Here is a 25,062-nt window from a genome sequence, read left to right on the forward strand (position 1 = left end):
TCGAAGTCGGCTCGGCGACGATGAGCGCCTAACGGCGCTACCCCCTCTCCCCGGCCTTCTCCCGCGAGGGGAGAGGGAGTTTATGTGTGCAAACCGGCAACCTCAAACCGGGAGCATGGGTTACACAAGTTACTGTATGGGCCAGGAGGACGCCCATGCCCTGGATCGGCGGCCTCATCGACCTGCCCCCGCCTGCACCAACAACATCTCAATATCCCGATGCCGCTTCTCACGGGCGATCGAAAGGGCCGTGGTACCATCCTGCGCCCGGAAATTCGTATCGGCACCGGCGGCAATCAATACCTCGGCCATCAGCAGATCGCCGTTGCGCACCACCCGCATCAAGAGGGATTCGCCCCCCGGCGCGATGTTGACGTTACCGCCAGCGGCCAGCAGCGTCTTGACCACCGAAAGGTTGCCCGCCTCCGCCGCGGCCGATACCGGCGTTTCGCCCCCGGCACCACTGATATTCACTCGAGCCCCGGCAGAGAGCAGGAGCTTGACCAGCCGTTGACTGCCTTCGGCAGAAGCAGCAATCAGCGGTGTACGGCCATCCGGAGCCGCCAGGTTGGGGTCGGCGCCTTCGCTGAGAAGATACCAGGCCACGCGGTCATGGCCCCGGGCCGCAGCAACCACCAGGGGCGTGCCCTGCCCGGCTACCGTATTGATCGGTGCGTCGGCCTCCACCAGCGCCTGTACTTGGTCCATATTGCCCGCCGCAGCCGCATCCAAGAGGGGAGTGGATTGCGCCTGGCTACGCACGGTATCGATGTTGGCACTTTTCGGCGGACTGACGCAGGCGGAGAGGACTGAGAAAACAAGTAGGCAGGTAGCGGCACGCAGGAGCATGAAGTGGGTTCCGAATGGCGTGAAGTCAGTGAACGCTCATTCTGCCCAAAGGTCACGCCAGGATTAAATCGAGTGGATCACAGATGACGCCGCTATTCGCTCAAACGCCGAAGATGTCGACTGTTTCAAGAATTTTCCGGGTCAGGCGTCGCAAGCGGGTTTCACCATCCCGTCGTCCGACACACAGCCCCGCGGATTGCAGCGCTGCCCAACTCCATCCCTGCAGTACCGCGCGACACCAGAGCTGACCATCAGGCACGGCATTGATCAGGCGGGCCACGCCCGCCATTCGACTCAGCCTCTGCAATGGCAGCCGAGAAAGCTCGAACAGCCGATGGCTGTCTGCAAAAGCCGCGAGCTCCGTATGATCCATCGGTGCAAGGGGCTCCGGGCGCAACCAATCTTCAGTCAGACCCAGAGCCAGGTCAGGATCGAGGTCCGGGAAATTGGCGGCAAGCAGCAGCGGCCAGTGTTCAGCAAACCGCTGCTTGAGGACATGCACTACCCGGCTACCCGCCTCGGAACAGCCAACAGCCATCTGCAGCGTGTGCTCGCCACTGCTGGCTGATTGATGAAGCCCCAGCCTGAGCGGCTTCAAACCGGCGTTACGCCAAAAGGAGAGCAGCCCGGGCGTGGCACCGAAGCTGGTACCGAACAGATCGCAGCCGGCCTCGACCGCCCACACACGGCCCGCCTCCAGGAGCTCGCGACCCACCCGACGCCGGCGCAGGTCCGGATGCACCGCAATACGCACCACCCGCGCAATAGACAGACTCGCTGCTTCCGCCATTCCGCCATGGCTGGCCAAGCCCTGGGCGAGGAGGTGGCCGCGGATGCGACGCTCGCCACGCATCACCTGCTCCGCCAACGGTGCTGGCAGACCGCCTTCATGACTGATCCAGAGCACGCCGACAACAGCCCCGCCCGACCGCGCCAGCCAGGTTTCCGCATTTGGGTCGTCCAGCCACTGGCGCAAGTCCCCCGGCGTAGTGCGATAGTGAGCATCGGTCAGCAGACCGAAGGCTTCCGATAGCTCCGCTTCACTGGCTTCGGCAGGTTGCCAGTGTTCAAGACGGACGTCTGCGCTGGCGTCGATGTCCGAAGTACTTTCCGCATCCAGCAGGAACAGGCGATTGGTCAGCTGTTCCAACGGATCGCCCTCGCTCCAGCGGATAGGCTGCCGCAGGTGCAACCCCTGCCAACGTGGCGTAACTCGATCGAGCACTTCCCGGAAGCGCACGTCAAAGCCGCGACCGCTCCCCTCATAACCGTGGACGGTGGTTGAAAACACCACCCGCGGCCAGCCGGTCAGGATCGACTCCAGCATGGGCGACGGCAGCCCCGCCGCCTCGTCCACCAACACCAGACCCGCTTCCGGTTTTTCCCGGAGCAGCACATCTGGAGGAACAAATTTCAGGGAATGGTCGTTATCAGCGAGCGTCATCCCCGATCGAACGGCCTCGGGCCATACGGCCTGCGCCGCGGTGAATACCTGTTCGACAGCATCTGCGGAAGGCGCGGTAACCACAATGCGCTCACGTTTATCCTGCAGTAGTTGAGCCGCTGCCCGCCCCAAAGCCGTAGACTTGCCGCGGCCCCGGTCGGCGCGCAGGATCAGTGGGCGACGGCGCCGACCCAGTCCGGTGCGGCAGATGGCATCGATGGCCGCCAGCTGATCCTCGGTATCACCCGGCGTGAACGCCGGCGCGGAAGCCGACAACTTCAGGGTTCCAGCCCGCAGCCCGTCCGATCCCAGTCGCACGACCTGGGGATCATTCTGGAGGATGCCGGCCAGCCGCCGGGCAAAGGCGTGCCCGGGGATATCGACCAGACCGGTCCGCCGGTAATCCGGATCGCGATAATCCGGCCATTCGTCCAGCGGCGGCATCAACCAGACAAAAAGCCCGCCCGCACCCAGTGTTCCAAGCAGTGCGGCGATGCCGTCCGGCGGATTACCCCGCCAGCCGTCCCACACCACAACATCCAGTTCGCGGCCCAGCCATTCCGGCGCCCGCTGAGGTTTTACGGATGGGCTTAGGTCCGGCTCCCCCACCCAGAGCCGACGAGCATCCGGGCGAGAGGCAAAGATTTCGGAGGCATAGCGACGGCCCTGATCGGCCGCCGCCTCAACGAGCACCAGCCGACGCTCGCCGGCACGATGCAGCTCCTGTTGCCAGCGTTTCAGGGCCTCAGGCGTGGGCCAGGATGTTGGGAAAGAGGTTTCCGCCATCTAGCTCAGATCGGCGTTGCGGCTTTTCAGGTCATCAAGATTGCAGTGCAGCAGGGCCGCCTGATGGGTCGCCCGCAAGCGCACGCGGGGCGCCTTGCCGGCATCGAAGGCCTCCTGCCAGCGACTGGCGCACAGGCACCAGGCATCGCCGTCACGCAGGCCTTCGAAGCCAAACTCCGGCCGCGGTGTGGACAGGTCATTGCCCTTTGCCTTCGAGAATTCCAGGAACTCGTCGGTAACCACGGCACAGACAGCATGGACGCCGTAGTCATCGGGCCCAACATTGCAACAGCCGTCGCGATAGAAGCCGGTTTTGGGATCGAGGCCACAGGTTTCGAGCGTTTCGCCGAGTACGTTCAGGGATTCGGGTTTCTCTTGTGCCACAAGGCATCTCCGGATCATGAAATGAAGGCATCCATTATGGATGACACCCGGCGACCGTGCCAGAATAGCGCCCATGCCGACAGCCCTCCCCCCGCACCTGACCGACGAACAGCACGCCATCATCACCGCCGGCTACGAGCATGCGCTGATCACCGCCGTTGCGGGCAGTGGCAAGACTACCACCCTGGCCTGGCGCATTCGCTACCTGCTGGAACAGGGGCACGATCCCAACCGCATGCTGGTGCTGATGTTCAACCGCAGCGCCCGGGACGATTTCCAAAAGAAACTGCAAACGGTGGCGCGCGACACCGGCCTCGGGCTACCGGAAACCCGCACCTACCACGCCATGGGTTTTCGCCTCTACAAACGCTTCGTGCGCGAGGGCTACCTGCCGGATTTCGTCGACGACATCCTCAGCGACCAGGAAATCAACTTCCAGGTCTGGCTGCTGACCCGTCAGCTCGCGCCGGAGTCCCTGCAGGACGAAATCAAGCGCAGCAAGAAGGACTACGTCGAAACCGCATCCCACTTCATCGACATGGTGAAGACCACCCTCTCCCCGGTGGACATCGTCTGGGAGCAGATGGGCTACGGTGCCAAGCACCGCTACCTCATCGACCTGTTCCACGGCTTCGAGCAATGGCGCAAGCGCAACGCCCGCATCAGCTATGCCGACATGCTCTATGAACCGGTGATGGCCATCCACCAGAACCCTCCGCTGCAACGGCTGGTGGCCAACAAGATGGACCTGGTGATGGTGGACGAATACCAGGACACCAACGAGATCCAGCACCTGCTGCTGCGCTACATCGCCGGCGAACGGGCGCGGGTCACGGTGGTAGGTGATCCGGACCAGACCATCTATGAATTCCGCGGTGCCCAGCCGGAATTCATCCTCAACCGCTTCAGTGAAGAGTTCGAGAGCCCGCTGGAGCAGACCCTGAGCTACACCTTCCGCTACGGCCATCGGGTGGCACTGTTGGCTAACCACCTCATCAGCCACAACACCGGGCGTAAGGATGTCCTCTGCCATTCCCATCCGACCACACCGGCCACGCATGTCGAACTCCATGAGTCCGGGCAGGACAGCGACGTGGTCCTACGGCTGGTGGAGGCCCTCCGCGATAGAGGTGATCCGCTGGAATCGGTCGCCGTGCTGTTCAGGGTCTGGAGTCAGAGCGTGCCGATCGAACTGCGCTTGCTGGCACGGCAGATTCCCTACCGCATCGACAGCAATAAGGGCGCGCTGTTCACCCGCGAAGTAGAAGCCATTACCCACCTGTTACGGGTCTGTGGCGGCCAACTACCGATATTGCCGGAAGAAGCCCGCCTGGACACCGCCCGCAGCCTGCTGCGATTTCCCCACGTGGGGCTCAAGGAAGCGGAACTGCAGAACCTGGCACAGTTTCTGGCCCGCTTCGAACGGGATTGGGGCGCCAGACTACTTGACCTGGATTTCGATGCCATCGGGCCGATGCCGTCGCGCAAGCTCAAGAAACTGGGCCGCTGCCTGCTGGAACTGGACAATTTCCCAGGCTCAGCCAGCGACCTGATCGAGCGCTATGCCGATGACACCGAGCTGTTCGAAGGCATCCGCAGCCTGGCTATGACCCACGAGTCCGCCGACGAGCGAATCGAGACGGTGCGCGGTTTCCAGGCCTATATCGACGGCCTTGACGCGGGTGTCGGCGAAACCCTGGCCCACCTGGATACCCTGCGCCAACAGGCCCGCCAGCCGGGTCGTGGTGGCATACAGCTGTCGACGATGCACCGCACCAAGGGGCTGGAGTGGCCAGTGGTGATCATTCCCGGCCTGCAGGAAAAATACCTGCCCTACACCGCCCGGCAATCCGACGACATCAAGGCGCTGGTCGAGAGTGAGCGTCGGCTGCTCTACGTCGCCCTCACCCGCACGAAACAGGCGCTCCACCTCATCACCCGCCCCGACACCGGTACCCCTCACCTGGACGGTGACCAAGGCCGCAGTCGCTTCCTGCATGAACTGTGTTTTCCGGTCTCCGCTCACTTTGGCGAACAACTGGATGACCAACCGGAGCCCGGCTCCGAACTCTCGCTCAACCATCCGCTGACAACCATCAGTCAACGCTACGCCGACAGGGCCGGCGTTAAACTGATTGCTCCGGAAACCAGCGCTGAACCTGATCAGGGGGGACCGCTTTGGCACCAAAGCCGCCTGGTTCACGCGATCCTCGGTCCCGGTCAGGTCACCGACGAATCGGAGGGGGCTTTCGATGTCCGCTTCGACACCGGCGAAACCCTGACGTTCAGCAAGAAGAGCGCCCATCTTTACTTCCGTCTGCCGGATGCGTCTTAAATCCTCTACTGAGCAGATCGTTGATGAATGAGGCGGCCGAGAGCTCGAACGAAGCGGGTGGGTGCTGTCGCTGAAGCGGGGGACAAGGACGTCCCCGGTAGTCTTGGCTGGCCAGGGACGGCCATCCAAGACGGCGTAAGCGACGGCTCCCACCCGCTTCAGCCCCCGTCCCCAAAAGCCAAGAAAACATTTCAATCCTGCAATAAACCCCCTCAAACCTGTGCAACATGAATCTCATCACTTAAATTGCACGTAATGGGTTGCTTAGAGAGGGCCTGAAAACCACTTAATCCTTCCGACATCTCAAGTGTTATCGGATACCTCTTTAGCCGGTTGGGCTCTGCAGTACGGCTTCTTCCCTTACATAACCGAACAACAAGAACCGAAAGCAGAAAAACCGACATGAAACGAACAGGAGGTTCACATGACCCTACCCCGCTCACTGGCTGTCGCCACGCTTGCAGCAGCCATAGCAACGCCAGCCCTGGCGGACGAACAAAAGGTATACGTCAATCCTTTCATGGGATTCCAGTGGTTCGATGAAGATTGTGATCTCAGTGAAACCGCCACTTTTGGCGTGGGCCTGGAGTACCGGTTCCTGCCCCGCTGGGCGGTGGAGGGCGTTTTCTCCCGGGGCGATGCTGATCGCCAACACTTACCCGGCGACAGCGACTTCGAGGACTACCGCCTGGATGGCCTCTACTACTTCGCCGACCCGGACGAAGACTGGAACCCATACGTCGCCACCGGTGCCGGCCACACGGACTTTGACGAAATCGGCGGTGGCACCGACGGCGAAACCCGGCTGAATTTCGGCGGCGGTATCCGCTACAACGTCAGTGATGTCGTTTCCCTCCGGGGCGACGTGCGCGAGTACTACAGTCTCGACAAAGAGCACTTCGACACCCTGGCGACGGTGGGCATCAGCTTCGCCTTCGGCTTTGGCGGCGGTGAACCCGAGCCCGCCGCGCCACAGGATTCTGACAACGATGGCGTCAACGATGAGCGGGATCAGTGTCCGAACACGTCAGCCGGCGCCCAGGTGGACGCCAATGGCTGCGAACTCGACAGCGATAACGATGGTGTCGCCGACAGCCGCGATGACTGTCCGAACACCCCGTCCGGGGCTGAGGTCAACAGCCGCGGCTGTGAGCTGGACAGCGACAACGACGGCGTGGTGAACAGTAAGGATCAGTGCCCGGGAACCCAGGCCGGTGTCGAAGTCGATGAGCGTGGTTGTGAAGGTGTTACCGAGCGCGTCCAGACGTTCACGCTGGAGGTACAATTCCCGTTCAATAGCGATGACATCGGTGACAAGTACGATAGCGAGCTGCGCCGTGTCGCCGACTTCCTCAAGGAGAATCCTGGAACCACCGTCGAGGTCGCCGGTCACACCGACAGTGTGGGTCCTGCATCGTATAACCAGGAACTATCGCAGCGCCGGGCCCAGTCCGTGGCTGACCGTCTGACGGACATGCTGGGCGTGGATCCTGATCGGGTCAGTGCGATGGGCTATGGGGAAAGCGAGCCGGTCGCTGACAACTCAACCGAAGCCGGACGCGCGGACAACCGCCGAGTCGAGGCTCGCATTCAACTCGAACGCTAAAACGGGGTGGGTCAAGCCAGCCAACAACGCCCGGCTTCGCGCCGGGCGTTCTTTTAGAGGCCTGAGTACGTAAGCGAGGAGGTGGATATGCGCAGTACCGCCTTGATCCTTATCGGTATCTGCATGCTGATTGGCGCAGACCGTTCGGTAAGTTCAGACGTCTTCCGCTGTACCGGAGCCGACGGTGTCAGCTATTCAGATACGCCCTGCGGAGAAACTGCCGAACGCATTAACGTCCCGGATAACCGCATCGGCGGTAGCTTCGATAGTAACCTCCCGGACCTACCGAAACAGCAGGAATCCGAACCCGAGCAATCCCGGACCGCGACACCGCCTGTCGAGAGCAGTGCCTGTCGTTACATTCCCTCCACCGACCTGCGCCGCTACATCATTCGCGAACAGGTGGTCAAAGGCATGACCAGGGAAAACGTCATCAAAGCCTTCGGTCGTCCGCCGGAAACCTACCCCGTCCCCCAGGAAACCTGGGTCTACACCACCGATTACTACGGCATGATGTACGAACTGACCTACGTCTACTTCCGGGACGGCTGCGTGGAAAATGTGGTTTACCGCAAGCCCTGATCAGTCGCTGGCCACGATTGCATCGAGCAGCAGGTTGCGCGGTGTCAGCTTACGATCACAGAAAGTCCCCAGACGAACGTCATAGCCCTGCTCCTCCAGATAGAGCACATAGTCCAGCACCATCCAGACTTCCAATGGGCGCCTGAACAGATGGCGCAGCAGCTCATGACGACGGACTTGCCGCTGGCGTTGCTCGCCGAAAGCGAGCCAACGACTGAAATCCAAATCGGCGGGCAATTCAATCTGCTTCTTGGCCGCCGCCCAGCGACAGAAAGCTTCAAAGCCTTGATGGTTCAATGCCGGCGGATGCGGCGGCACCGGCAGATAATCGTTTACGCCTCGAACCTGGCGCTGCAAGCCATCGAAGCCCAGGCGCCACACCTGGTTCAGCCCGGTTTGCCGACGTACCCGGGCGGGTGCGGTGACCGTCTCCCTCACCGCCAGCCGGATATCCTGACGGGATAGCCCCGCGTTGCTACTCCACTCCTTCGCCTGCAAAGAGAGCGGCCGATAGTCGGTGCTTGCGGTCAGATGAAAGCAACAGGGCGACAGACTGACCCGTGGCCAGCGCCGCTGCGCCGCTCCGACGATTAACCGGCGATGCAGGTCACCGCAGGCATGCAATGCCACACCATGACGCCGAACGGGCCAGATCAAGTCTTTGTCGAGCACATCCTGGGTGTGAAGTCTTACCGGATCACCGTAGTGCTCAGCAAGCGCGTTGCCATCCGCTACCAGCTCGGGGTTCCACTCGTAGCCTTCCAATGCCGACCTGGCGAACGGTGCCAACGTGCGGGCCAGGTGCCCCTTGCCACAGCACCAGTCCAGCACAGGGTATTTCAGTGGCCGGATGGCGGAGGCAAAAGCTCCCGCCTGTTCCCGTTTGCGCCCGGGCATATCCACCGCTCTGGTTTCAGGGAGCGGGTGTGGCTCGCCACCCAACGACGGCAGGTCCACGAGATCATCACGGACAGCCAGGTCAGGTAGCCAGCGCGCCAGTTCATTCACCAGTGCCATCGAGTTCGACTCGAATCGGGCGACAGCCTCGTCGTCGAGTGCCATCAGGAAATCGGCCATTTCGGGGTAGCGTGCGGCCCATGCGGGCTCCGGCGAGGCGAACGGCGCCGGACGCCAGATGTCACCGTGGACCGCGAGCCATTGGTCCAAGGCCTTCCAGCGCAGGAAGCCATCAGTGGGCTGGGTCATGGATTCAGTCGTCTTCAACGTCGCGATTACTCCGACCGGTCCTTCTTTTCCCTGCCACCACTATTTTCGGAGCGGCTGGCGCGGTCGATATGGCCCAGGCTACGATCCGGCGCAATCACATCCCGCACGACCTGTTTCAGCTCGGTAATATCCGGAAAGCGCCCTTGCTCCTTGCGCGACCAGACCCGCCGGCCGTCGGCGTGGACTTCGAAGATACCGCCGGTCCCCGGCCTCAACGTCAGTTCGCCGATTTCGTCCTCGAAGGTGGTCAACAGCTCCTGCGCCATCCAGGCCGAGCGGAGCAGCCAACGGCACTGGGTGCAGTAATGGATTTCGACACGGCTAGCCATGGCGGGCTCCTTGCGGGTAGGGCATTCAGCGGGCAGAGGATTCAGCGCATATTGTCCAGTCTCCGCGGCGCACTGGCCAGGCCTATTGCGCAGCCTGCAGCAGCCCATGGTGGGGTACCTTCTGCAACAGTTCCGCAACAGGCAGCGGCCGGCTGAACAGGAAGCCCTGTCCGACGACGGCGCCCATACCCAGCAGGCAACTCAGTTCCAGTTCGTTTTCGATGCCCTCCACCACCACGACCAGATCCAGCCGTTCGCAAAGGGTAATGATCATTTCAAGAATGACCCGCTTCTCCCCATCAGTATCCACACCGGACACGAGTGAACGGTCGATTTTGAGCTGGTCCAGGGGCAAGCTGCGAATATAGCCCAGCGAGGAATAGCCGGCCCCGAAGTCGTCCAGGGCCACGGCGACACCCCGCTCACGCAATTCCGTCATGAGATTGACCGCCACCCGGGAATCGGCCATGACCGCGGTTTCGGTCAACTCGATCTTCAGGCGCTGCGGCGGTACGTTGGCCTGTTCCAGGCGCTGCAACAGGTCCACGGCCAACTTGGGATCATGCAGTTGAACCGGCGACAGGTTGATGCTCAAGGTGAAGTCAGGCCCGAAACGCTCCACCAGGCCCGGATCGTGGAACAGGGGTATCGTGAGCTCGAGAATGCGTGTGCTGAGTTCGCGGATCAGGCCGGTCTCCTCAGCCACCGGAATAAACAGGGCCGGGGATATCAGCCCCTGTTGGGGGTGACGTATCCTGGCGAGCACCTCGAAACCCGTCACGCAACCTTGGTGCAAGTCCACCAGCGGTTGCAGGAAGGGCTCAACCCAACCCTCGCGCAAGGCGCTGCGCAATAGCTGCTCGGTCTCCAGGCGGCTCAGGTTTTCTTCCCGCATCTCCCGCTGGTAGACAAGATAACTGCCACTGCCGCGCTGGCGTGCCTTGCGGATCAGCATTCGGGCCGCCTGAAGCACGGCCTCGGCGGAACCCAGGCCAGTCTCGTTAACCGGAATGGCACCCACTACCGCCGAGATCCAGAGGCTACGGCCGTCGATCTCGAACATCCTGTCGAACTGACTCTGGATTTCCCGTGCGCGGGCGTGAATCGCTTTGGGATCGTGGGCGTCGATCAGGATCGCGAGTGTGGTATCCGCCAGACTGGCCATCAGCTCCCCGGGATGAATGCAGGCTTCCACCCGCTCACGGAGTTGCTGTGACAACAATGACGTCTCGTGAGTGCTCAGGGTCTCGCCGATCATGGTTACATTCGGCATGGAAACAACGACCAGATTGATCGGCTCCACCGGCGCCCCTTCCAGCCGTTCACTGAGGACCAGTTCGAGGTAGCGCGCGTTGGGCAACCCGGTCACCGGGTTCACGAAACGTTGGTGAGTGACATCCGCCTGGGTGCCGGAGACCAGACGCACATGGCCCGTCTCCGGATCATGATCGCAGATCCCCCGTGCGACGACCCAGCGATAGCCTCCCGCGCCATCGGATACCCGGCACTCCGCCCGGAAGCGATCGATCTTTCCCTCGAGGTGGTCTTCCAGTTGGCGCCGGAAACCCTCCCGATCCGGCGGAAACAGCATCGTCAGCCAGTCATCCAGCCGCAATGTCCTTTCCAGCGCCGAACGTCCAATCATATCAAGCCAGCGTTGGGACACCTGGAGTCGATCTGACGCAGGATCCCATTCCCAGACGCCGTCATTGGTACCGTCGATCACCAGGTCGAGACGGCGCGTCCGCTCCGCCACCCGCTCTTCCAGCTCGGTCTTGACCTGTTCCAGCTCCTCGATATTTCGCCGCACGGACTCGAGTACTAAGTTCGCGAGCACCGACAGCTTCTGCACATCCATGTCGTCAGATTCGGCATTGACCTGGAAGTCGAAACGGCCGTCGATCGCCTGGCAGAGCTGGTCGGCGATCTCATTGATCTCTCGCCGCAGACGCTTTTCCGAATCAGTCACCGGCGGACTCCGTTCGCAGACGGAAGGTACAGACCGCGTCGTCGCCACCATGCTGACGGACGAGGTCGATCAGGACTCTCTGGATCAAACCGATCATAAAAGCTGGAACCTCCAGGCGCGGAACAACGGGAAAGGCAGCCGCGTCTTTTTGCAGTCTAGAACATGGGCTGGCATACGTCCCATGGCGACCATTGTGGGGGCTCCGGCGCCCAACGAAAACACCTATACCACCATCAGTTACGTCGCCATCGGCTGCGGTGAATGAGCCACTTAAGCCCATAGCTTGCCCGATCCCGGGAAGCTGTATATGCTCGCCCGGTCGGTTTCCTTCGGGAATTAATAGGGAATTCGCCGCAGCTTGGCTGCGAACCGAAACTGCCCCCGCAACTGTAGACGGTGAGCCACGCCCTCCGCGCCACTGGGATGTTATCCCGGGAAGGCCGGGCGAGCGACGACCCGTCAGTCAGGAGACCTGCCGACAATCCCATTCACGACACCGGGCGGGGTGACCCGGGGAAAGGAAGGAAACAGTCCCATCCGTACTGTTCAGCAGACAACCTCCCGAACCCTCTCTCCGTCCGTCGCGATCGCTTATTGTTATGTTATAACATTTTACTTATAGTCGACGCGCGCAGAAGCGATGCAAGGAGGTTGAACCATGTTTTGCAGCTCCAGACACAGTGATAAACATCACTCCCGGGCCCGGTTATTCAAACGGGAGTCCGTGGGAAATACCCCCACGACGGCTCCCATACGCTTGCTGGCATTTGCGCTAGCTGCACTTCCCGCCTTACTCGTAGCAGCAGAGACGACAGACTACCCGCTGACGATTAGGAACTGCGGGCTAGACGTCAGCTTCGATGCCGCCCCGGACAACACCGTGACGATAGGCCAGTCCGCTACCGAGATCATCTATTCCCTCGGCGTAGGCGAGACCGTCTCCGGTACTTCCGTATGGTTCAACCCGACATTGCCCGAATTCAAGGCGCTCAATGCCGGCATCGAGCGGATCGCCGACAACGACCCGAGCTTCGAAGCGGTGGTTAACAAGAAGCCCGACCTTGTGGCCGTGCAGTATGAATGGCATGTGGGCGCCACTGGTAGCGTCGCGACCCGTGGCCAGTTCCACGAGCTGGGTATTCCCACCTACATCATGCCGGCGGACTGCGACACGAAGGACAATTCCACGGGCGGCGACGGCACCCGCGTCACCGCGTTCTCTACAGACTCTATCTATAAGGGAATCACCGAGCTGGCCGCCATCTATGATGTAAAGAATGCCGGGGCAGACCTGGTCGACAGCCTCAAGGCGCGTGAAGCAGATGCTGTCGAGCGTGCCGAGAGTCTCGACCTTCCGGACGACCTGTCAGCGGTGTTCTGGTTCTCATCCGCCGATCTGGAAATCGATCCCTATGTGGCCGGCCGCCTGGGCGCACCAGGCTACATGATGGACAAGCTGGGCATCGAGAACGTGATCGAATCGAACGAGGAATGGCCCACCGTTGGCTGGGAATCCATCGCCAAGGCGGACCCGGACGTGATTGTAGTGGCTCGTATGGACCGCCGCCGCTTCCCAGCGGACGACGTGGAGAAGAAGCTGGCGTTCCTTCGCAAGGATCCAGTGACCAGCCAGATGACCGCGGTACAGGAAGGCCGTATCGTGCAGATGGACGCCCACGCCATGAGCGCCACCATGCGTACTATCTTCGGCCTTGAGGAACTGTCCGAGACCCTTGGCGAGATGTCCTTCGACTGATGCAATCCGCGCTGGTCCTGCAAGCCGTGACAAGCCCCAGGCTACGCTGGCTCTGGTTGACGCCGCTGGTGCTGCTTAGCGCCCTCATCGCGGGGACGGCCATCGGCGAGACGCGGATTCCCGTCGAGACCGTGCTCAAGGTGCTGGCCAACCGGCTCTGGGGTGCGGGGTATCCGGTGGATCGTATCGACGAGGGGATCGTCTGGAGCTACCGGCTCAGTCGGGCCATCGTGGCGGCCTCCTGCGGCGCCGGGCTGGCCCTCGCCGGCGTGGTACTCCAGGCGCTGCTACGTAACCCCCTGGCCGAGCCGTTCCTGATGGGTATTTCCGCCGGCGCTTCCACGGGCGCCGTTGCGGTGACGGTGGCGGGCATCGGCGCCGGGGCGATCACCCTGTCGATGGGCGCCTTCGCCGGCGCGACGCTGGCGTTCGGTCTGGTGGTCATGCTCGCCCACGCCGCTACCGGGGGTGCAGGTGGCGGTCGGGGACTGCAGGCGGCCGGGGCCATCATCCTCTCCGGTATTGCCGGCTCGCAACTGTTCAATGCCCTGACCGCCTTCATCATTGCCAAATCGGCCAATGCCGAGCAGGCACGAGGCATTATGTTCTGGCTGCTCGGGAATCTCTCCGGCGTACGTTGGGAGGATGTCGTACTTGCGGTTCCAGCGGCTGTGGGCGGCCTGCTGGTCTGCCTATGGCACATGCGCGCGCTGGACGCGTTCACCTTTGGCGCCGACAGCGCAGCGTCCCTGGGTATCGCGGTGCGGCCGGTCCGGGGCATCCTGATTGCGACGACGGCACTGGTCACGGCCGTCATGGTGTCGATGGTAGGTGCTATCGGCTTTGTCGGACTGGTGATCCCCCACGCCATGCGCTTTATCGTCGGCAGCCGCCATGCCCGGCTGGTACCCGCCTCGGCCCTGGCGGGCGCGGTGTTCCTGATCGGCTCGGACATCCTCTCGCGTATCCTCGTGCCCGGTCAGGTTCTGCCTATCGGTGTGATCACCTCGTTAATCGGCGCACCGGCCTTCGCGCTGATCCTGATTCGCGGTACGGGGGCACGATGAAACTGGTCGGCGAACATCTGCATTGGAGCGTCCACGGCCGAAAACTCCTGGCGGACGTCAGCCTGGCAATCGAACCGGGGGAAACCTTTGGCCTGATCGGCCCCAACGGATCGGGCAAGACCACCCTGCTGAGGTTGCTGGCCGGATTGCGTAAACCCAGGCAGGGCCGCGTGCTGCTCAATGATCGATCGCTCATCGGTATGCACCAGCGCGAGATTGCCCAGTCCATCGCCCTGGTCGAGCAACAGGCGGAAACCACCGAACGACTGACCGTGCGCCAGGCTGTGGAGTTGGGACGCACCCCCTTCCTGTCCGCGCTACGCCAGTGGTCGGATCGCGATGAATCGATCGTCTCCCAGGCCCTGACCGATGTGGACATGCTCCACTTCGCCGACCGGCTGTGGCATACCCTGTCCGGCGGAGAACGCCAACGGGTGCATATCGCCCGGGCCCTGGCCCAGCAACCGAAAATCCTGCTGCTGGACGAGCCCACCAATCACCTGGATGTCCACCATCAGCTCTCCATCCTGACCCTGGTCCGACAGTTGCCCATGACGGTAGTGATCGCGCTGCACGACCTCAACCAGGCTATGGACTGCGACCGGCTCGCCGCCATGGAAGGCGGGCGCCTGGTAGCGTTGGGAACGCCGTCGGAGGTGCTTACCACCGAACGTCTGCGCCGCACCTTCGGCGTACAGGCCGATATTATCGACGACCCGGTAGACGGCAGCCGAATCATGCGTTTTCGGCATCCGCTCTAGTCCAAAAAAACGCCCGCGATTGCGGGCGTTTTAGAAACCTGAACAAGCCAGGTTCTAGACAGTACGACGGGCGTCATGCTTCGCCTGCAGCAGCGCGAAAAGGTCGCGCACATTAACCCTGCCGTCGCCATCGATGTCGTAACGTTCCACATCGCCGCGACCGAAAAGCAGCGCCAGGGTCAGGCGGGCCAGGTCACGGCCGTCGATACGGCCGTCGCCGTTGATGTCCGGTGAAGCACTGGGAGGAGCCGTGCCCATCTCCAAAGCGATGATCACCGGATCATGATCGGAGGCGCGGTACGCATCCGGCGCGTACAAGCTGGCCTGCTGCTCCGGGGTCTGGTACTCCAGGTTGTAGTCCAGGATCCGCGGTTCGTCGGCATTGATATGCCAGATCGTGGTGTCGATGACCTTGTCCGCCAGCGCGCTATTGGCCAGGGCATGATCGAGATAGCCGGCGTCGCCATAGAACACGTAGGAGTATGCCTGACCGCCGATGAAGCGATCCACCAGGTTGGCGTAGCCCGATGACTTAAGCGCTGAAATCGGGTCTTCCATGGCATAGGCGTTCAGGTCGCCGATAATAAGGACATCCTCTTCGCCGGAACCGGTGGCGTCGTTCGCCAGCCAGGTCGACAGCGCCCGGGCCGCCTGGGTACGGGCGGCGTTCCAGCAACCCTGCCCGTCGCCCTGGTCCGCATTGGCGCCGTCGGCGTCGCCGCAGCCCTTGGACTTGAGGTGGTTGACCACGACGGTCAGGCCATCCTCGCTGTCGAGCAGCCTGAAGGTCTGGGCCAGGGGCTGACGGTTCAGGTCCTGGAAGCTCGGCCCGGTCAACGTGGCCGCCTCGCCTACGGTTTCTACGCGGTCGCTACGGTAGATGATGGCCACGGCAATGGCGTCGCCTCCCAACTGCTCAAGGCCCGGATCGACATAATCCCACTCGTCGCCCAGGGCATCCGCCAACTCGGCTACAGCACTCTCGTCACCGTAACCGTCGTTCTCGATTTCCATCAGGCCAACGATATCCGCATCCAGGGCGCGAATGGCGCTGACCAGCTTGTCGGTCTGGCGCTGCAGTTCACTCGGATCATTGGCGCCCCGTGCTGTGGGGAAGCCGCCGCCCATGCCGTCGCCATTGAAGAAGTTGAGTACGTTGAAAGACGCCACCACCAGATTGCCGCGGGCATCGAGTGCCGGTGCATCGGTACGCTCGTTGACAGCGTTGAAGGACGGTTGCTGTGTCGGCTGCAGGCGCCAGGCGTCGAACCGGTAGTCCAGAACACCCACCACATACTGCACCTCATCGCCGGCGCGAACGGTATTGACCGCACTCAGTTGCGGGGCGGGATATGGCACCACGGCCGGATTTTGCGCGTTGGAGCCGTCGTCGAGAATCAGGCTATCCAAGGCGTTCATTTCCGCCACCAGTTGGGCTTCGGCACCCGGTGCAGCTACGTTGGTGGGGATGAAATGACGGCCGCTGCCCAGGGTCAGACTGCCGTAGCGGCCCAGGTCGTAGTTATCGGTGACCGTGAGCGGCTGTTCGAGGGTAACCAGCATATTTTCCCAGGCTTCCGGTGCGCTTTCATCGGTCCAGGGCAGGCTGATGACGGTAGGCTGTATAGCTGGGCCGGACCCGCAGACGGTCAGCGCACTCACCGACGTCAACTCAGTCAGACCATTGTATTCAACCACGGTACCGGCGACGCGAACCTGGTCACCTACGTTGGCCGCGGCACCCGGCTCGTAGACGAAGAGCGCTTCGGATGTAGCCGCGTTGCCATCCTGATCGCCCGCTTCTTCCTGAATGTAGAACCCACCCAGGCCATCGTCGCCGGCAGCATAAGCGGACACCGTGGCTTCAACCACTACGTTGGAATCGACCATCGGGCTGACGTTGCCGGAGCCCTGTATAGCCGAGATCAGGGTCGCCGGTGCGCCACAGGTCATATCCGGCGCGGTCGGGTCTGGATCCGTGGGATCGCCGTCGTCGTTACCGCCGGCCGCCCCCAGGTCGTCGAAACTGTCCTGGGGGAAGGCGTCGTAATTCGCCGCCGGGTCAAACGCGTTGAACGGGTCGGCATCGGGGCTCGTGCCAGTGCGACGACGCAAGGTCTGGTTCTGGGTCCTGGTATCGTCGTTGCCCCAGTAACTACCCGGGTCGACGCCCACCTGGCCGATGCTATCGACGATAGCGCCGCCATTGAGCAACACGACCGCATCGTCACCGTTGTACATGCCCGCACCGGTCGTCTGATCGGCAACCGCCAGGATCGCAGGGTCGGCCAAGCTGTGGCCATAGACATGATTGGCACCCGGGGCAACGTTGCCCTGCAGGTCCAGGGTCAGGCCCGGTGAGCTGCTGCCGTTGAAATAGACCTGCAGTTCCCAGGCCGTCAGGTCGACGCTCCCGGAACCCGTATTGAGCAGCTCGATCGCCTTGTTGTTGCTGGAGCCTTCGATGTATTCGCTGATAACCAGGTCAGCCTGCGCCTGTCCGGCCAACAGGCCGGCAATGGCGGACGCCAGCGCCAGATGTCGCATTTTCATGATGCCTTCCCTTTGCGTTGTTCTGGATTTTTCGGATTACGAGTGGGTTTTTCAGGGCATCACCGAGTCTGGCGAGGGAATATGACGTCGAAGTGTGGGAAAGATGACCGGTATGTGGCGTTTTTAAGACAGCCTCTCTGATCTGCTCCAAAACGAGTCGCCGACCGCCTAGTCGCCGGATTCCAGCAGCTTGCGATAGGCCTTAAGGGTTGCTTCGTCCTCAGCCGGATAGTCTGGCGCCAGTTTCTGCAGCTGCTCCGCCAACACCGCGGCGATGATGGATCGTGCCACCGGCTTGCGATCGCCGGGGATCATCAGCCAGGGGCCATCGTCGGTGTGCGTGGCGGCGATAGCTTCCTCCGCATAGGCCTGGTATTCGTCGCGCAAACGCCAGCCCTCGACGTCGGACGGGTCGAACTTCCAGCGCTTGCGGGGTTTGTCCAGGCGCTTGAGCAATCGCCGGCGGTGCTCTTCATCGGACGTTCGCAGCCAGCACTTGATGACCGTGGTGCCTTCCCGGCTCAGGTGGGTTTCGAAGGCGCGGATGGCGCTATAGCGGGCCTCCCAGTCGTAGTGGGCCTTCGAATGGACAGGCCACAACCGCTCAGCAATAACGGCCTCATGGTGACTACGATTGAACGCCACCAGCTCACCATAAGCCGGTAACAACGGCACCACGCGCCAGAGGAAGTCGTGCCGTACTTCCGCGCCCTGAGGCCGGCTGAAAGACCAGGCATGAAAGCCAGCCGGGTCCATATAGGTGGCGAGAGTGCGGATCAGACTGTCCTTGCCGCTGGCATCCAGGCCGTGGACCATCAGCAGCACGGCGCGCTTGCGATTGGCCCATAGGCGGCGCTGGTACTCGCCGATCTGCTCCAGGCTGGTCTCGAGATGCGGTAGCGCACTCGTATCCTCCATGTCCGGGGCATAATCCTCGATGCGCGGACGCCCGGGATCGAAAAGCCAGGACTCGTTGAAAGGTGTAGTGATCATGTTCCTCCCGATGATCGCCGCAAATTGACCGTAACTTCACGGATTGGGGTCTGGGTGTTCGGCAATGGTAAACTTCGAGCTACTTCATTCTTTTCCCGATTCAAGACACGAACCATGAGCAAGAAGCGTCGCGAAATCCCGGTATTCGACCAGCCAATTATCGAGACCCACTGCCACCTGGACTATCTCAAGGATAGACCATTGGAAGAAACGCTCGCAGAGGCCCAGCGCGTGAATATCGAGCGCATCGTCACCATTGCCGTGTCGCCGGACAACCTGGCCACCGTGCGCGATCTTACCGGCCAGGCCGACTTCGTCTACGGCACCCAGGGTGTTCACCCGCACGATGCGGAGGCCTACACCGACGCCGCCGAACAAGAAATCCGCGCCCACGTCGGTGGTGACAAGATGGTGGCCGTTGGCGAAATAGGGCTGGATTATTTCTATGACAATGCCGACCGCAACATCCAGCGGGAGGTGTTCCGCCGCCAGCTGCAGATCGCCTGCGATACCGATCGTCCGGTGGTGATCCACAGCCGCGAGGCGGACGAGGACACTATAGAAATCCTCAGGGAATTCGAAGCTACCCTCAAGCGCCGGGGCGTGATCCACAGCTTCACCTCCGGCCCCGGACTGGCGCGCTACGCCCTGGAACAAGGGTGGTGCCTGGGCTTCAACGGCATCTCCACCTTCAACAAGGCGGAAAACGTGCGGGATATCATCCGCATGACGCCTATCGAGCAACTCTTGCTGGAAACCGATTCCCCGTTCCTGACGCCGGTGCCCTACCGTGGTCGGGAAAACGCGCCATTCTACATCCCGTTCGTTGCCGAGAAGGTCGCCGAGGTCAAGGATCTGCCCCTAGAGCATGTGCTCACCCAGACCTACGCCAATAGTCTGAAACTCTTCTTTGATCACTTGAACGGTGCCCCCGCCTAACCGCTGTGGTCGGTCGTGCGAAGAAACGGATATCTTTTCACACGGTTTTCACATGCGGTTGCTCTGAAATCGTCTAGACTTCGTACAGCAAAGGGACACGTCGACATGACGCTTTTGGCGGGACGATTCGTTATCTGTAACCGGCACCGCGTGCACTATGATCAAGCGCATTCCTATCCGTTCTCTCAAGGTCGGTATGTACGTTACCGACCTGAACAACGACTGGATCCCCCATAACAATGACAAGCGACGGGGGATTGTTCGCACAGACGAAACCATCGAAAAGATCAAACGCCTGGGTGTAACCCAGATCTATATCGATCCCTCGAAGGGCTTGGATAGCATCGACGGAGAACCCGTTCACGAAGTCGACAAACAGAACGAAACGTTATTGCAGCAGGCGGGAGGGCTTGCCCCCCACCTGGCTCCCCATGCGGCGCTCGACGAAGAGATGATCATCGCCAGGCGCATCCATAGCGAAACCCAGAGCCTCGTCGGTAACCTGATGCAGGACGTGAAGCTGGGCAAAGCCATTGACTTGGCGCCGGTACACGAACTGGCAGGCAACATCCAGGAATCCGTGTTCCGCAATCCCAACGCCATGGCCTGCCTGGGACGTATTCGTGAAAAGGACAATTACCTGCTGGAGCACTCAGTCAACCTGAGCGTGTTGATGTCGATCTTTGGTAAGGCCATGACGCACCCGCCGGATGTGCTCCACCAAACGGTGGTCGGTGCCCTGCTGCACGATATCGGCAAGATCCTCACCCCGGACGAAATCCTGCATAAACCCGGCCGTCTGACCCCGGAAGAGTTCGCGGTCATGAAAAAGCACGCGGTCCACTCCCATGACATCCTGGCCAGCACGGAAGGCATTGGCGAGCTGACCCTGCTCACCGCCGCCCAGCACCACGAACGCATGGACGGCAGCGGCTATCCTTGCGGGCTGAAAGGCGAGGACATTTCGGTCTACGGTCGCATGGTGGCTATTGCCGATGTCTACGATGCCATTACCTCCAACCGGGTCTACCACGTGGGCATGACCCCGACCCAGGGACTGAAAAAGCTGCTGGAATGGAGCGGCGACCACCTCGATCCCGAACTGGTGCGCCAGTTTATCCGGTGCATCGGCATTTACCCTGTGGGTTCATTGGTGTTGTTGGAGAGTGGTCGTCTTGGCGTGGTTATCGAGGGCAACGAAGATGACCAGCGCCTGCCGGTCATCCGAATCATGTACCACACCCGATTCCGTATGCCGATCAAGGTGGAGACCCTGGACCTGACCAAGCCCAATGCCCAGGATCGAATCGTGCGTGCCGTCGATCCGGCGACCTACAAGATCGACATCAGGCGCTTCCTGGCCTGAATTCCCTTGCTCAGTGCGAGACAGCCCCGTCATCCCCGATCTGGCTGACGATCCAGTAGGTGATGCCAACGGCAATCACGATCATCGCGATACCCCACAGGTAGGCCGGCTCCACCGTTTCCAGGTCGAGGATGATGACCTTCCGCGAGATGGCCATGAGCGCGGTCGCGATCACAATTTTCACGTGGAAGACATTATCCCTCAGGTAGATGGTGATATTGACGAAGATCTCTATCGCGATCAGTACCGCCATGAAGGCTCCGAAAGTGGCCAGCATGTCCGAAATCGTGAGGATATACCGAGGCGGTGTAACCAGCTTCTGGTAAAGCGTCCAGGCCACGTCCACCACGCCCATCAGGATCACGAAAACCATGAGCAGAGCCAGTACCCGCAATGCACCCCGGATCAGCATGTTCAGCTTGTCCAGGAGAAGCGGGTCGAAGCCCTTGCGCAATCCGCTCTTCTCTGACTCGCTCGGCGTTTTGTCTGATGTGCTCGATTCGGCCATGGCTCGTTTCCTTCCACTAGGGACATAAAAAAAGGGGCCCTCAGGCCCCTTCGCTGGATATCGCTCTGTCAGGCGGCTTGGTGCCTCGGTGCCGGAGACGGACGCGCCTGAATGTAATCGGCATCTACCGGTACGTAGCGCTGGTGTCCTGTCTGTTCGGGCAGTGCATAGACGTGATAGGCCTCGGGCCCGAACGGGTCCAGCGCCGTGTCCACATGCTCATAGGTCTCTGGCACCGGCTCGCCGGAATACACCACTCGGAACTGGCGCTGCCGGACCGGAATATCGACATTCAGCGGTACTTCCACCCAGAGGTACACGGCCTTTTCCGCGAGCAGGTATTCGCACCGCACGACGCGATAACCCTCGCGCAGGTTCAATGCCTTCGGTTCTCCCGATATATCAAGACGATACTTATGAACAGTCTTCATGGTTCAGCCCTCTGACCGTGAGTAACAGCTCTATCATCGGTGCGGATGGATCGGGATAAAACAGATTATTTGAGCATTATCGTTCGGTTTATTCGAAGGTTAACGCCGCGCCGTGATGCGTTGGCGGCAGATGGCTTCCACCGCCGGGTGGGTGCTTTGTCGCGTTCGGGTGATGGCGTAGAGGTGGTCGGTCACTCCCTCCACATGCCCCAGACAGGCCACCTCATACTGCCGGCAGACTTCGTCGGCGATGAGCGTCGGCGCGGCGAATACGCCCTGTCCCTGCCGCCCGAATACCTTGATCAGCGCGCTGTCGTCGATTTCCGCCCGCACCTTGAGACGCACACCCTGCTCACTGAACCAGCGGGTCAGCTGGTGCAGGTAGGGCGCGTCGAGGGCGTTGGCCAGGAATGGCTGGCCATTGAGACTGGCCGGATAGCCCGGCGTCAGACGCTGCGCCAATGCCGGTGCCGCGAACAGGCTGATACCGGACTGGCCCAGCTCGTGAAGATGCCAGCGTGCGCCGGCATCGGTCAGCGGCACACGGTCAGTCAGCAGGACATCCAGCTGCTGACGTGCGAGATCCCTCAGCAGGTCCTCGATACGCGCCGTGCGACATGTAAGCTGCACGTCCCGATCCAACGTCAGGGCGGGTTCAATCAGATGGTAGGCAATCAGCTTGTGGATAGAGGCAGAGACGCCAACCACCAGCTTCAATGGCCGGTCCTCAGGGGCACTTTGGACCACCTGGCACAATTCATCGGCAACCGAAAACATCTCATCGGCGTAGCCCAGAACCGTGCGCCCGAGATCAGTCAGGAACAGGCGCCGGCTTTCCCGTCGAAATAACAGACCACCGACCGCCTGTTCCAGGCTGGCAAGTTGGCCGCTAAGCGTCTGGGGCGCCAGATCGAGGCGTTCGCTGGCCTGAGCCAGCGACCCCTCGTGGGCGATGACCCAAAAATAGTAGAGGTGACGGAAATTCAGGGTATCGAGCATCCTGGAATCCTGTGGCAGGCGTCGGCATCATCCTAGAGGGATTTACGCCGACGCTCCAGCCATGGACCGTTGGACCCGAGCAGCTCAGCTATCGTCCAGATGCTTACCCAGCATGGCGTGATACAGTTCCCGGTCACCGATGGCGCCGATAATCGCACCGTTTTCCTCCACTAACAGGCTGTGGCCGGTGAAGTAGCGGATCTCCACTGCATCACGCAGGGGCGTGGACGGAGCGATACAGGTGGGCCGCTTTGCCAGACTGTCGATGGCCTGCCCTTCCTGCCAGTGTTGGGTCTGGTAGGTCTGGCCCTGACTGGTAACGACCGCTTTCTCGGCGCTTTCCGGTGTATGCAGCCAGGTATCGTAGCGCTTGTTGAGGCAGCGGTTGCCCTCGGCGTCTTCCGGCACCTGGTCGATCGGCAGCATCAGCGAGCGCGCCGCCAGTACGTTCAAAGGATTGGTACTGGCCACGAAGCTCTTGACGTAATCGTTCTCCGGCTTGAGCACGATAGATTCCGGCTTGCCGTGCTGGACAATCTGGCCGTCCTTCATGATGGCTATGTGAGAGCCCAACTTGAGAGCCTCGTCCAGATCGTGGCTGACGAAGACAATGGTCTTTTGCAGCTCCGCCTGCAGGCTCAGGAGCTCGTCCTGCAACTGGTGGCGGATTAGCGGATCCAGCGCCGAGAACGGTTCGTCCATCAACAGGATTTCAGACTCGGTGGCCAGGGCGCGGGCCAGACCCACGCGCTGGCGCATGCCGCCGGAAAGCTCGTCGGGTCGACACTTGGCCCAATCCTGCAGCCCAACCAGCTCCAGTTGGCGCTGGACCTTCTCCTGCCGCTCGGACTTGCCGAGCCCCTGCAGTTCCAGTCCGAACCCAACGTTCTCTTCGACGGTAAGCCAGGGCATCAGCGCGAAGCTCTGGAACACCATGGACACGCGTCGGGTGCGGATATCCCGCTGCACCTTGTCGCTGGCCTGGGTGAAGTCCACCGACTGGCCGTCATGTTCAATGCGAATGGCGCCGCTGGTGACGTTGTTCAGGCCGTTGATACAGCGCAACAGGCTGGACTTGCCCGACCCGGACAGGCCCATCAGGACGCAGATTTCGCCTTTCTTGATGGACAGGTTGGCACCCTGGACACCGACCACCAAGCCGGTCTTTTCACGGATGGCCTCGCGGTCCAGGCCCTGCTCGATCATCGGCAGAGCTCGCCGGGGTTGCCGACCAAACACCACATTGACGTTTTCCAGCTCAATCATGCGGAAGCCTCCCCGGGATTTTTCTGACGGAAGAAACGGTCCATCCAGATCGCCAGCAGGACGATAGCCAGACCGGCCTCGAAGCCCTTACCGATGTCCACCGTGTTCAGCGCACGTACGACCGGTACGCCCAGGCCATCGGCGCCGACCAATGCGGCGATGACCACCATGGACAGCGACAGCATGATGCACTGGGTAATACCCGCGCCGATGGAGCTCATGGCCGCGGGCAGTTCGATCTTGAACAACAGTTGGCGATCGGTACATCCGAACGCCTTGCCCGCTTCCACCAGTTCGGTGGGCACCTGGGAAATACCCAGGTAGGTCAGGCGCACAGGCGCCGCAATCGCGAAGATCACGGTGGAAATAACGCCCGGCACGACGCCGAGACCAAACAGGGTCAGCGTCGGAATCAGATAGACGAAGGGCGGGATGGTCTGCATTAGGTCCAGGATCGGCTGGATACCCTTGTACAGCCATTGGTGATGCGCCGCATAAATCCCCAGCGGTATCCCGATGACAATACAAAGGACCGTGGCGTAGAGCACCAGCGACAGGGTCGCCATGGTGTCTTCCCAGTATCCCAGGTTCCAGATCAGCAGGAAGCTGATCAACGTGAAAGCAGTGAGTCCCCAGCGACGGTGGCGCAGATGGGCGGCGACAGTGAACAGCGCCACCATCACACCTGGCGGTACCCAGAGCAGGCCGTCGGTGAGACCGTGGATCAGGCCACCGAGGTTTTCCGATATGGCATCGAAGAACCCGCTACCGTTGTCGATGAGAAAATTGACAACCTCTTCCATGAAGTCGCCGAATGGCAATTGATGCTCGGTTATCCAGCTCATGGTGTTGTGTCTTTTCAGGTTCAGAAAGGATTCTGGCGCCGGTCCCGCAGAGACCGGCGCACAGATA

The 25,062-nt window shown here is 61.3% G+C and carries 21 protein-coding genes and 1 riboswitch; of the genes, 8 read left to right on the plus strand and 13 right to left on the minus strand.

Going from position 1 to position 25,062, the window contains the following annotated elements; genetic code table 11:
* Positions 1–174: 174 nt before the first annotated feature.
* The 3 genes from RE428_RS22865 to RE428_RS22875 all read right to left on the minus strand — a co-directional run bounded on the left by RE428_RS22865 (position 175) and on the right by RE428_RS22875 (position 3,463).
* Complete coding sequence (locus RE428_RS22865; RefSeq protein ID WP_004579844.1) at positions 175–849, minus strand: ankyrin repeat domain-containing protein; 675 nt, start codon at positions 847–849, stop codon at positions 175–177.
* 100 nt (positions 850–949) lie between these two features.
* The gene (locus tag RE428_RS22870) at positions 950–3,079 is read right to left on the minus strand and encodes a tRNA(Met) cytidine acetyltransferase TmcA (RefSeq protein WP_004579843.1); all 2,130 of its coding nucleotides are present in this window, start codon (positions 3,077–3,079) and stop codon (positions 950–952) included.
* Positions 3,080–3,463 carry a DUF2237 family protein gene (locus RE428_RS22875; protein ID WP_004579842.1) on the minus strand — a complete coding sequence of 128 codons (384 nt, stop codon included), beginning with the start codon at positions 3,461–3,463 and terminating at the stop codon, positions 3,080–3,082.
* 40 nt (positions 3,464–3,503) lie between these two features.
* On the opposite strand from RE428_RS22875, the gene RE428_RS22880 reads away from it, so the two are divergent.
* The 3 genes from RE428_RS22880 to RE428_RS22890 all read left to right on the plus strand — a co-directional run bounded on the left by RE428_RS22880 (position 3,504) and on the right by RE428_RS22890 (position 7,986).
* Positions 3,504–5,798, plus strand: coding sequence for an ATP-dependent helicase (locus RE428_RS22880; protein ID WP_040882362.1), 2,295 nt, complete (start codon positions 3,504–3,506; stop codon positions 5,796–5,798).
* A 424-nt stretch (positions 5,799–6,222) separates the two neighbouring features.
* A complete protein-coding gene (locus tag RE428_RS22885; protein ID WP_004579840.1) occupies positions 6,223–7,404 on the plus strand; it encodes an OmpA family protein in 1,182 nt (393 codons plus the stop codon).
* Positions 7,405–7,491: 87 nt separating this feature from the next.
* The gene (locus tag RE428_RS22890; protein WP_004579839.1) at positions 7,492–7,986 is read left to right on the plus strand and encodes an outer membrane protein assembly factor BamE; all 495 of its coding nucleotides are present in this window, start codon (positions 7,492–7,494) and stop codon (positions 7,984–7,986) included.
* Here RE428_RS22890 and RE428_RS22895 read toward each other — a convergent pair whose 3' ends face one another.
* From RE428_RS22895 to RE428_RS22905, 3 genes are all read right to left on the minus strand, one after another.
* The gene (locus tag RE428_RS22895; RefSeq protein ID WP_004579838.1) at positions 7,987–9,192 is read right to left on the minus strand and encodes a methyltransferase; all 1,206 of its coding nucleotides are present in this window, start codon (positions 9,190–9,192) and stop codon (positions 7,987–7,989) included.
* A gap of 26 nt (positions 9,193–9,218) precedes the next feature.
* Positions 9,219–9,542: an Rdx family protein gene (locus RE428_RS22900; protein ID WP_004579837.1), complete on the minus strand. Its 324-nt coding sequence runs from the start codon at positions 9,540–9,542 to the stop codon at positions 9,219–9,221.
* An 82-nt stretch (positions 9,543–9,624) separates the two neighbouring features.
* Positions 9,625–11,511 carry a putative bifunctional diguanylate cyclase/phosphodiesterase gene (locus RE428_RS22905; RefSeq protein ID WP_004579836.1) on the minus strand — a complete coding sequence of 629 codons (1,887 nt, stop codon included), beginning with the start codon at positions 11,509–11,511 and terminating at the stop codon, positions 9,625–9,627.
* Between the two features lie 303 nt (positions 11,512–11,814).
* A riboswitch (cobalamin riboswitch) is annotated at positions 11,815–12,005 on the plus strand.
* 230 nt (positions 12,006–12,235) lie between these two features.
* Here RE428_RS22905 and RE428_RS22910 point away from each other — a divergent pair.
* Genes RE428_RS22910 through RE428_RS22920 form a run of 3 tightly spaced genes read left to right on the plus strand, consistent with a single transcriptional unit; the run spans position 12,236 to position 15,095 of the window.
* Positions 12,236–13,267: an ABC transporter substrate-binding protein gene (locus RE428_RS22910; protein ID WP_205624592.1), complete on the plus strand. Its 1,032-nt coding sequence runs from the start codon at positions 12,236–12,238 to the stop codon at positions 13,265–13,267.
* Positions 13,267–14,334 (plus strand): FecCD family ABC transporter permease, encoded by a 1,068-nt coding sequence (locus RE428_RS22915; protein ID WP_004579833.1) that lies wholly within the window; start codon positions 13,267–13,269, stop codon positions 14,332–14,334. Before RE428_RS22910 ends, RE428_RS22915 begins: the two co-directional genes overlap by 1 nt.
* Complete coding sequence (locus RE428_RS22920; protein ID WP_004579832.1) at positions 14,331–15,095, plus strand: ABC transporter ATP-binding protein; 765 nt, start codon at positions 14,331–14,333, stop codon at positions 15,093–15,095. Before RE428_RS22915 ends, RE428_RS22920 begins: the two co-directional genes overlap by 4 nt.
* 54 nt (positions 15,096–15,149) lie before the next feature.
* Here RE428_RS22920 and RE428_RS22925 read toward each other — a convergent pair whose 3' ends face one another.
* Both RE428_RS22925 and RE428_RS22930 read right to left on the minus strand, forming a co-directional pair.
* Complete coding sequence (locus tag RE428_RS22925; RefSeq protein WP_004579831.1) at positions 15,150–17,648, minus strand: ExeM/NucH family extracellular endonuclease; 2,499 nt, start codon at positions 17,646–17,648, stop codon at positions 15,150–15,152.
* Positions 17,649–17,816: 168 nt separating this feature from the next.
* The gene (locus RE428_RS22930) at positions 17,817–18,641 is read right to left on the minus strand and encodes a polyphosphate kinase 2 family protein (RefSeq protein WP_004579830.1); all 825 of its coding nucleotides are present in this window, start codon (positions 18,639–18,641) and stop codon (positions 17,817–17,819) included.
* Between the two features lie 114 nt (positions 18,642–18,755).
* Here RE428_RS22930 and RE428_RS22935 point away from each other — a divergent pair, with 114 nt between their 5' ends.
* On the plus strand, positions 18,756–19,580 hold the full coding sequence (locus tag RE428_RS22935) for a TatD family hydrolase (RefSeq protein ID WP_004579829.1): 825 nt from the start codon (positions 18,756–18,758) through the stop codon (positions 19,578–19,580).
* A 157-nt stretch (positions 19,581–19,737) separates the two neighbouring features.
* Entirely contained in the window at positions 19,738–20,946 is a 1,209-nt protein-coding gene (locus RE428_RS22940) for an HD-GYP domain-containing protein (RefSeq protein WP_004579828.1), read from the plus strand.
* Between the two features lie 10 nt (positions 20,947–20,956).
* On the opposite strand, the gene RE428_RS22945 is transcribed toward RE428_RS22940, so the two are convergent.
* The 5 genes from RE428_RS22945 to choW form a co-directional block, all read right to left on the minus strand.
* Positions 20,957–21,454, minus strand: coding sequence for a phosphate-starvation-inducible PsiE family protein (locus RE428_RS22945; protein WP_004579827.1), 498 nt, complete (start codon positions 21,452–21,454; stop codon positions 20,957–20,959).
* Between the two features lie 68 nt (positions 21,455–21,522).
* Complete coding sequence (locus RE428_RS22950) at positions 21,523–21,885, minus strand: DUF7352 domain-containing protein (RefSeq protein WP_081614553.1); 363 nt, start codon at positions 21,883–21,885, stop codon at positions 21,523–21,525.
* A 99-nt stretch (positions 21,886–21,984) separates the two neighbouring features.
* Entirely contained in the window at positions 21,985–22,884 is a 900-nt protein-coding gene (locus RE428_RS22955) for a LysR family transcriptional regulator (RefSeq protein ID WP_004579825.1), read from the minus strand.
* An 84-nt stretch (positions 22,885–22,968) separates the two neighbouring features.
* Positions 22,969–24,150: a choline ABC transporter ATP-binding protein gene (gene choV, locus RE428_RS22960; protein ID WP_004579824.1), complete on the minus strand. Its 1,182-nt coding sequence runs from the start codon at positions 24,148–24,150 to the stop codon at positions 22,969–22,971.
* Positions 24,147–24,995, minus strand: a complete 849-nt coding sequence (gene choW / locus RE428_RS22965; RefSeq protein WP_004579823.1) for a choline ABC transporter permease subunit — start codon at positions 24,993–24,995, stop codon at positions 24,147–24,149. The genes choV and choW overlap by 4 nt, the downstream gene beginning before the upstream one ends.
* Between the last annotated feature and the right edge of the window lie 67 nt (positions 24,996–25,062).

Origin of the sequence: Marinobacter nanhaiticus D15-8W (assembly GCF_036511935.1) — a bacterium.
Lineage (GTDB): Bacteria > Pseudomonadota > Gammaproteobacteria > Pseudomonadales > Oleiphilaceae > Marinobacter_A > Marinobacter_A nanhaiticus.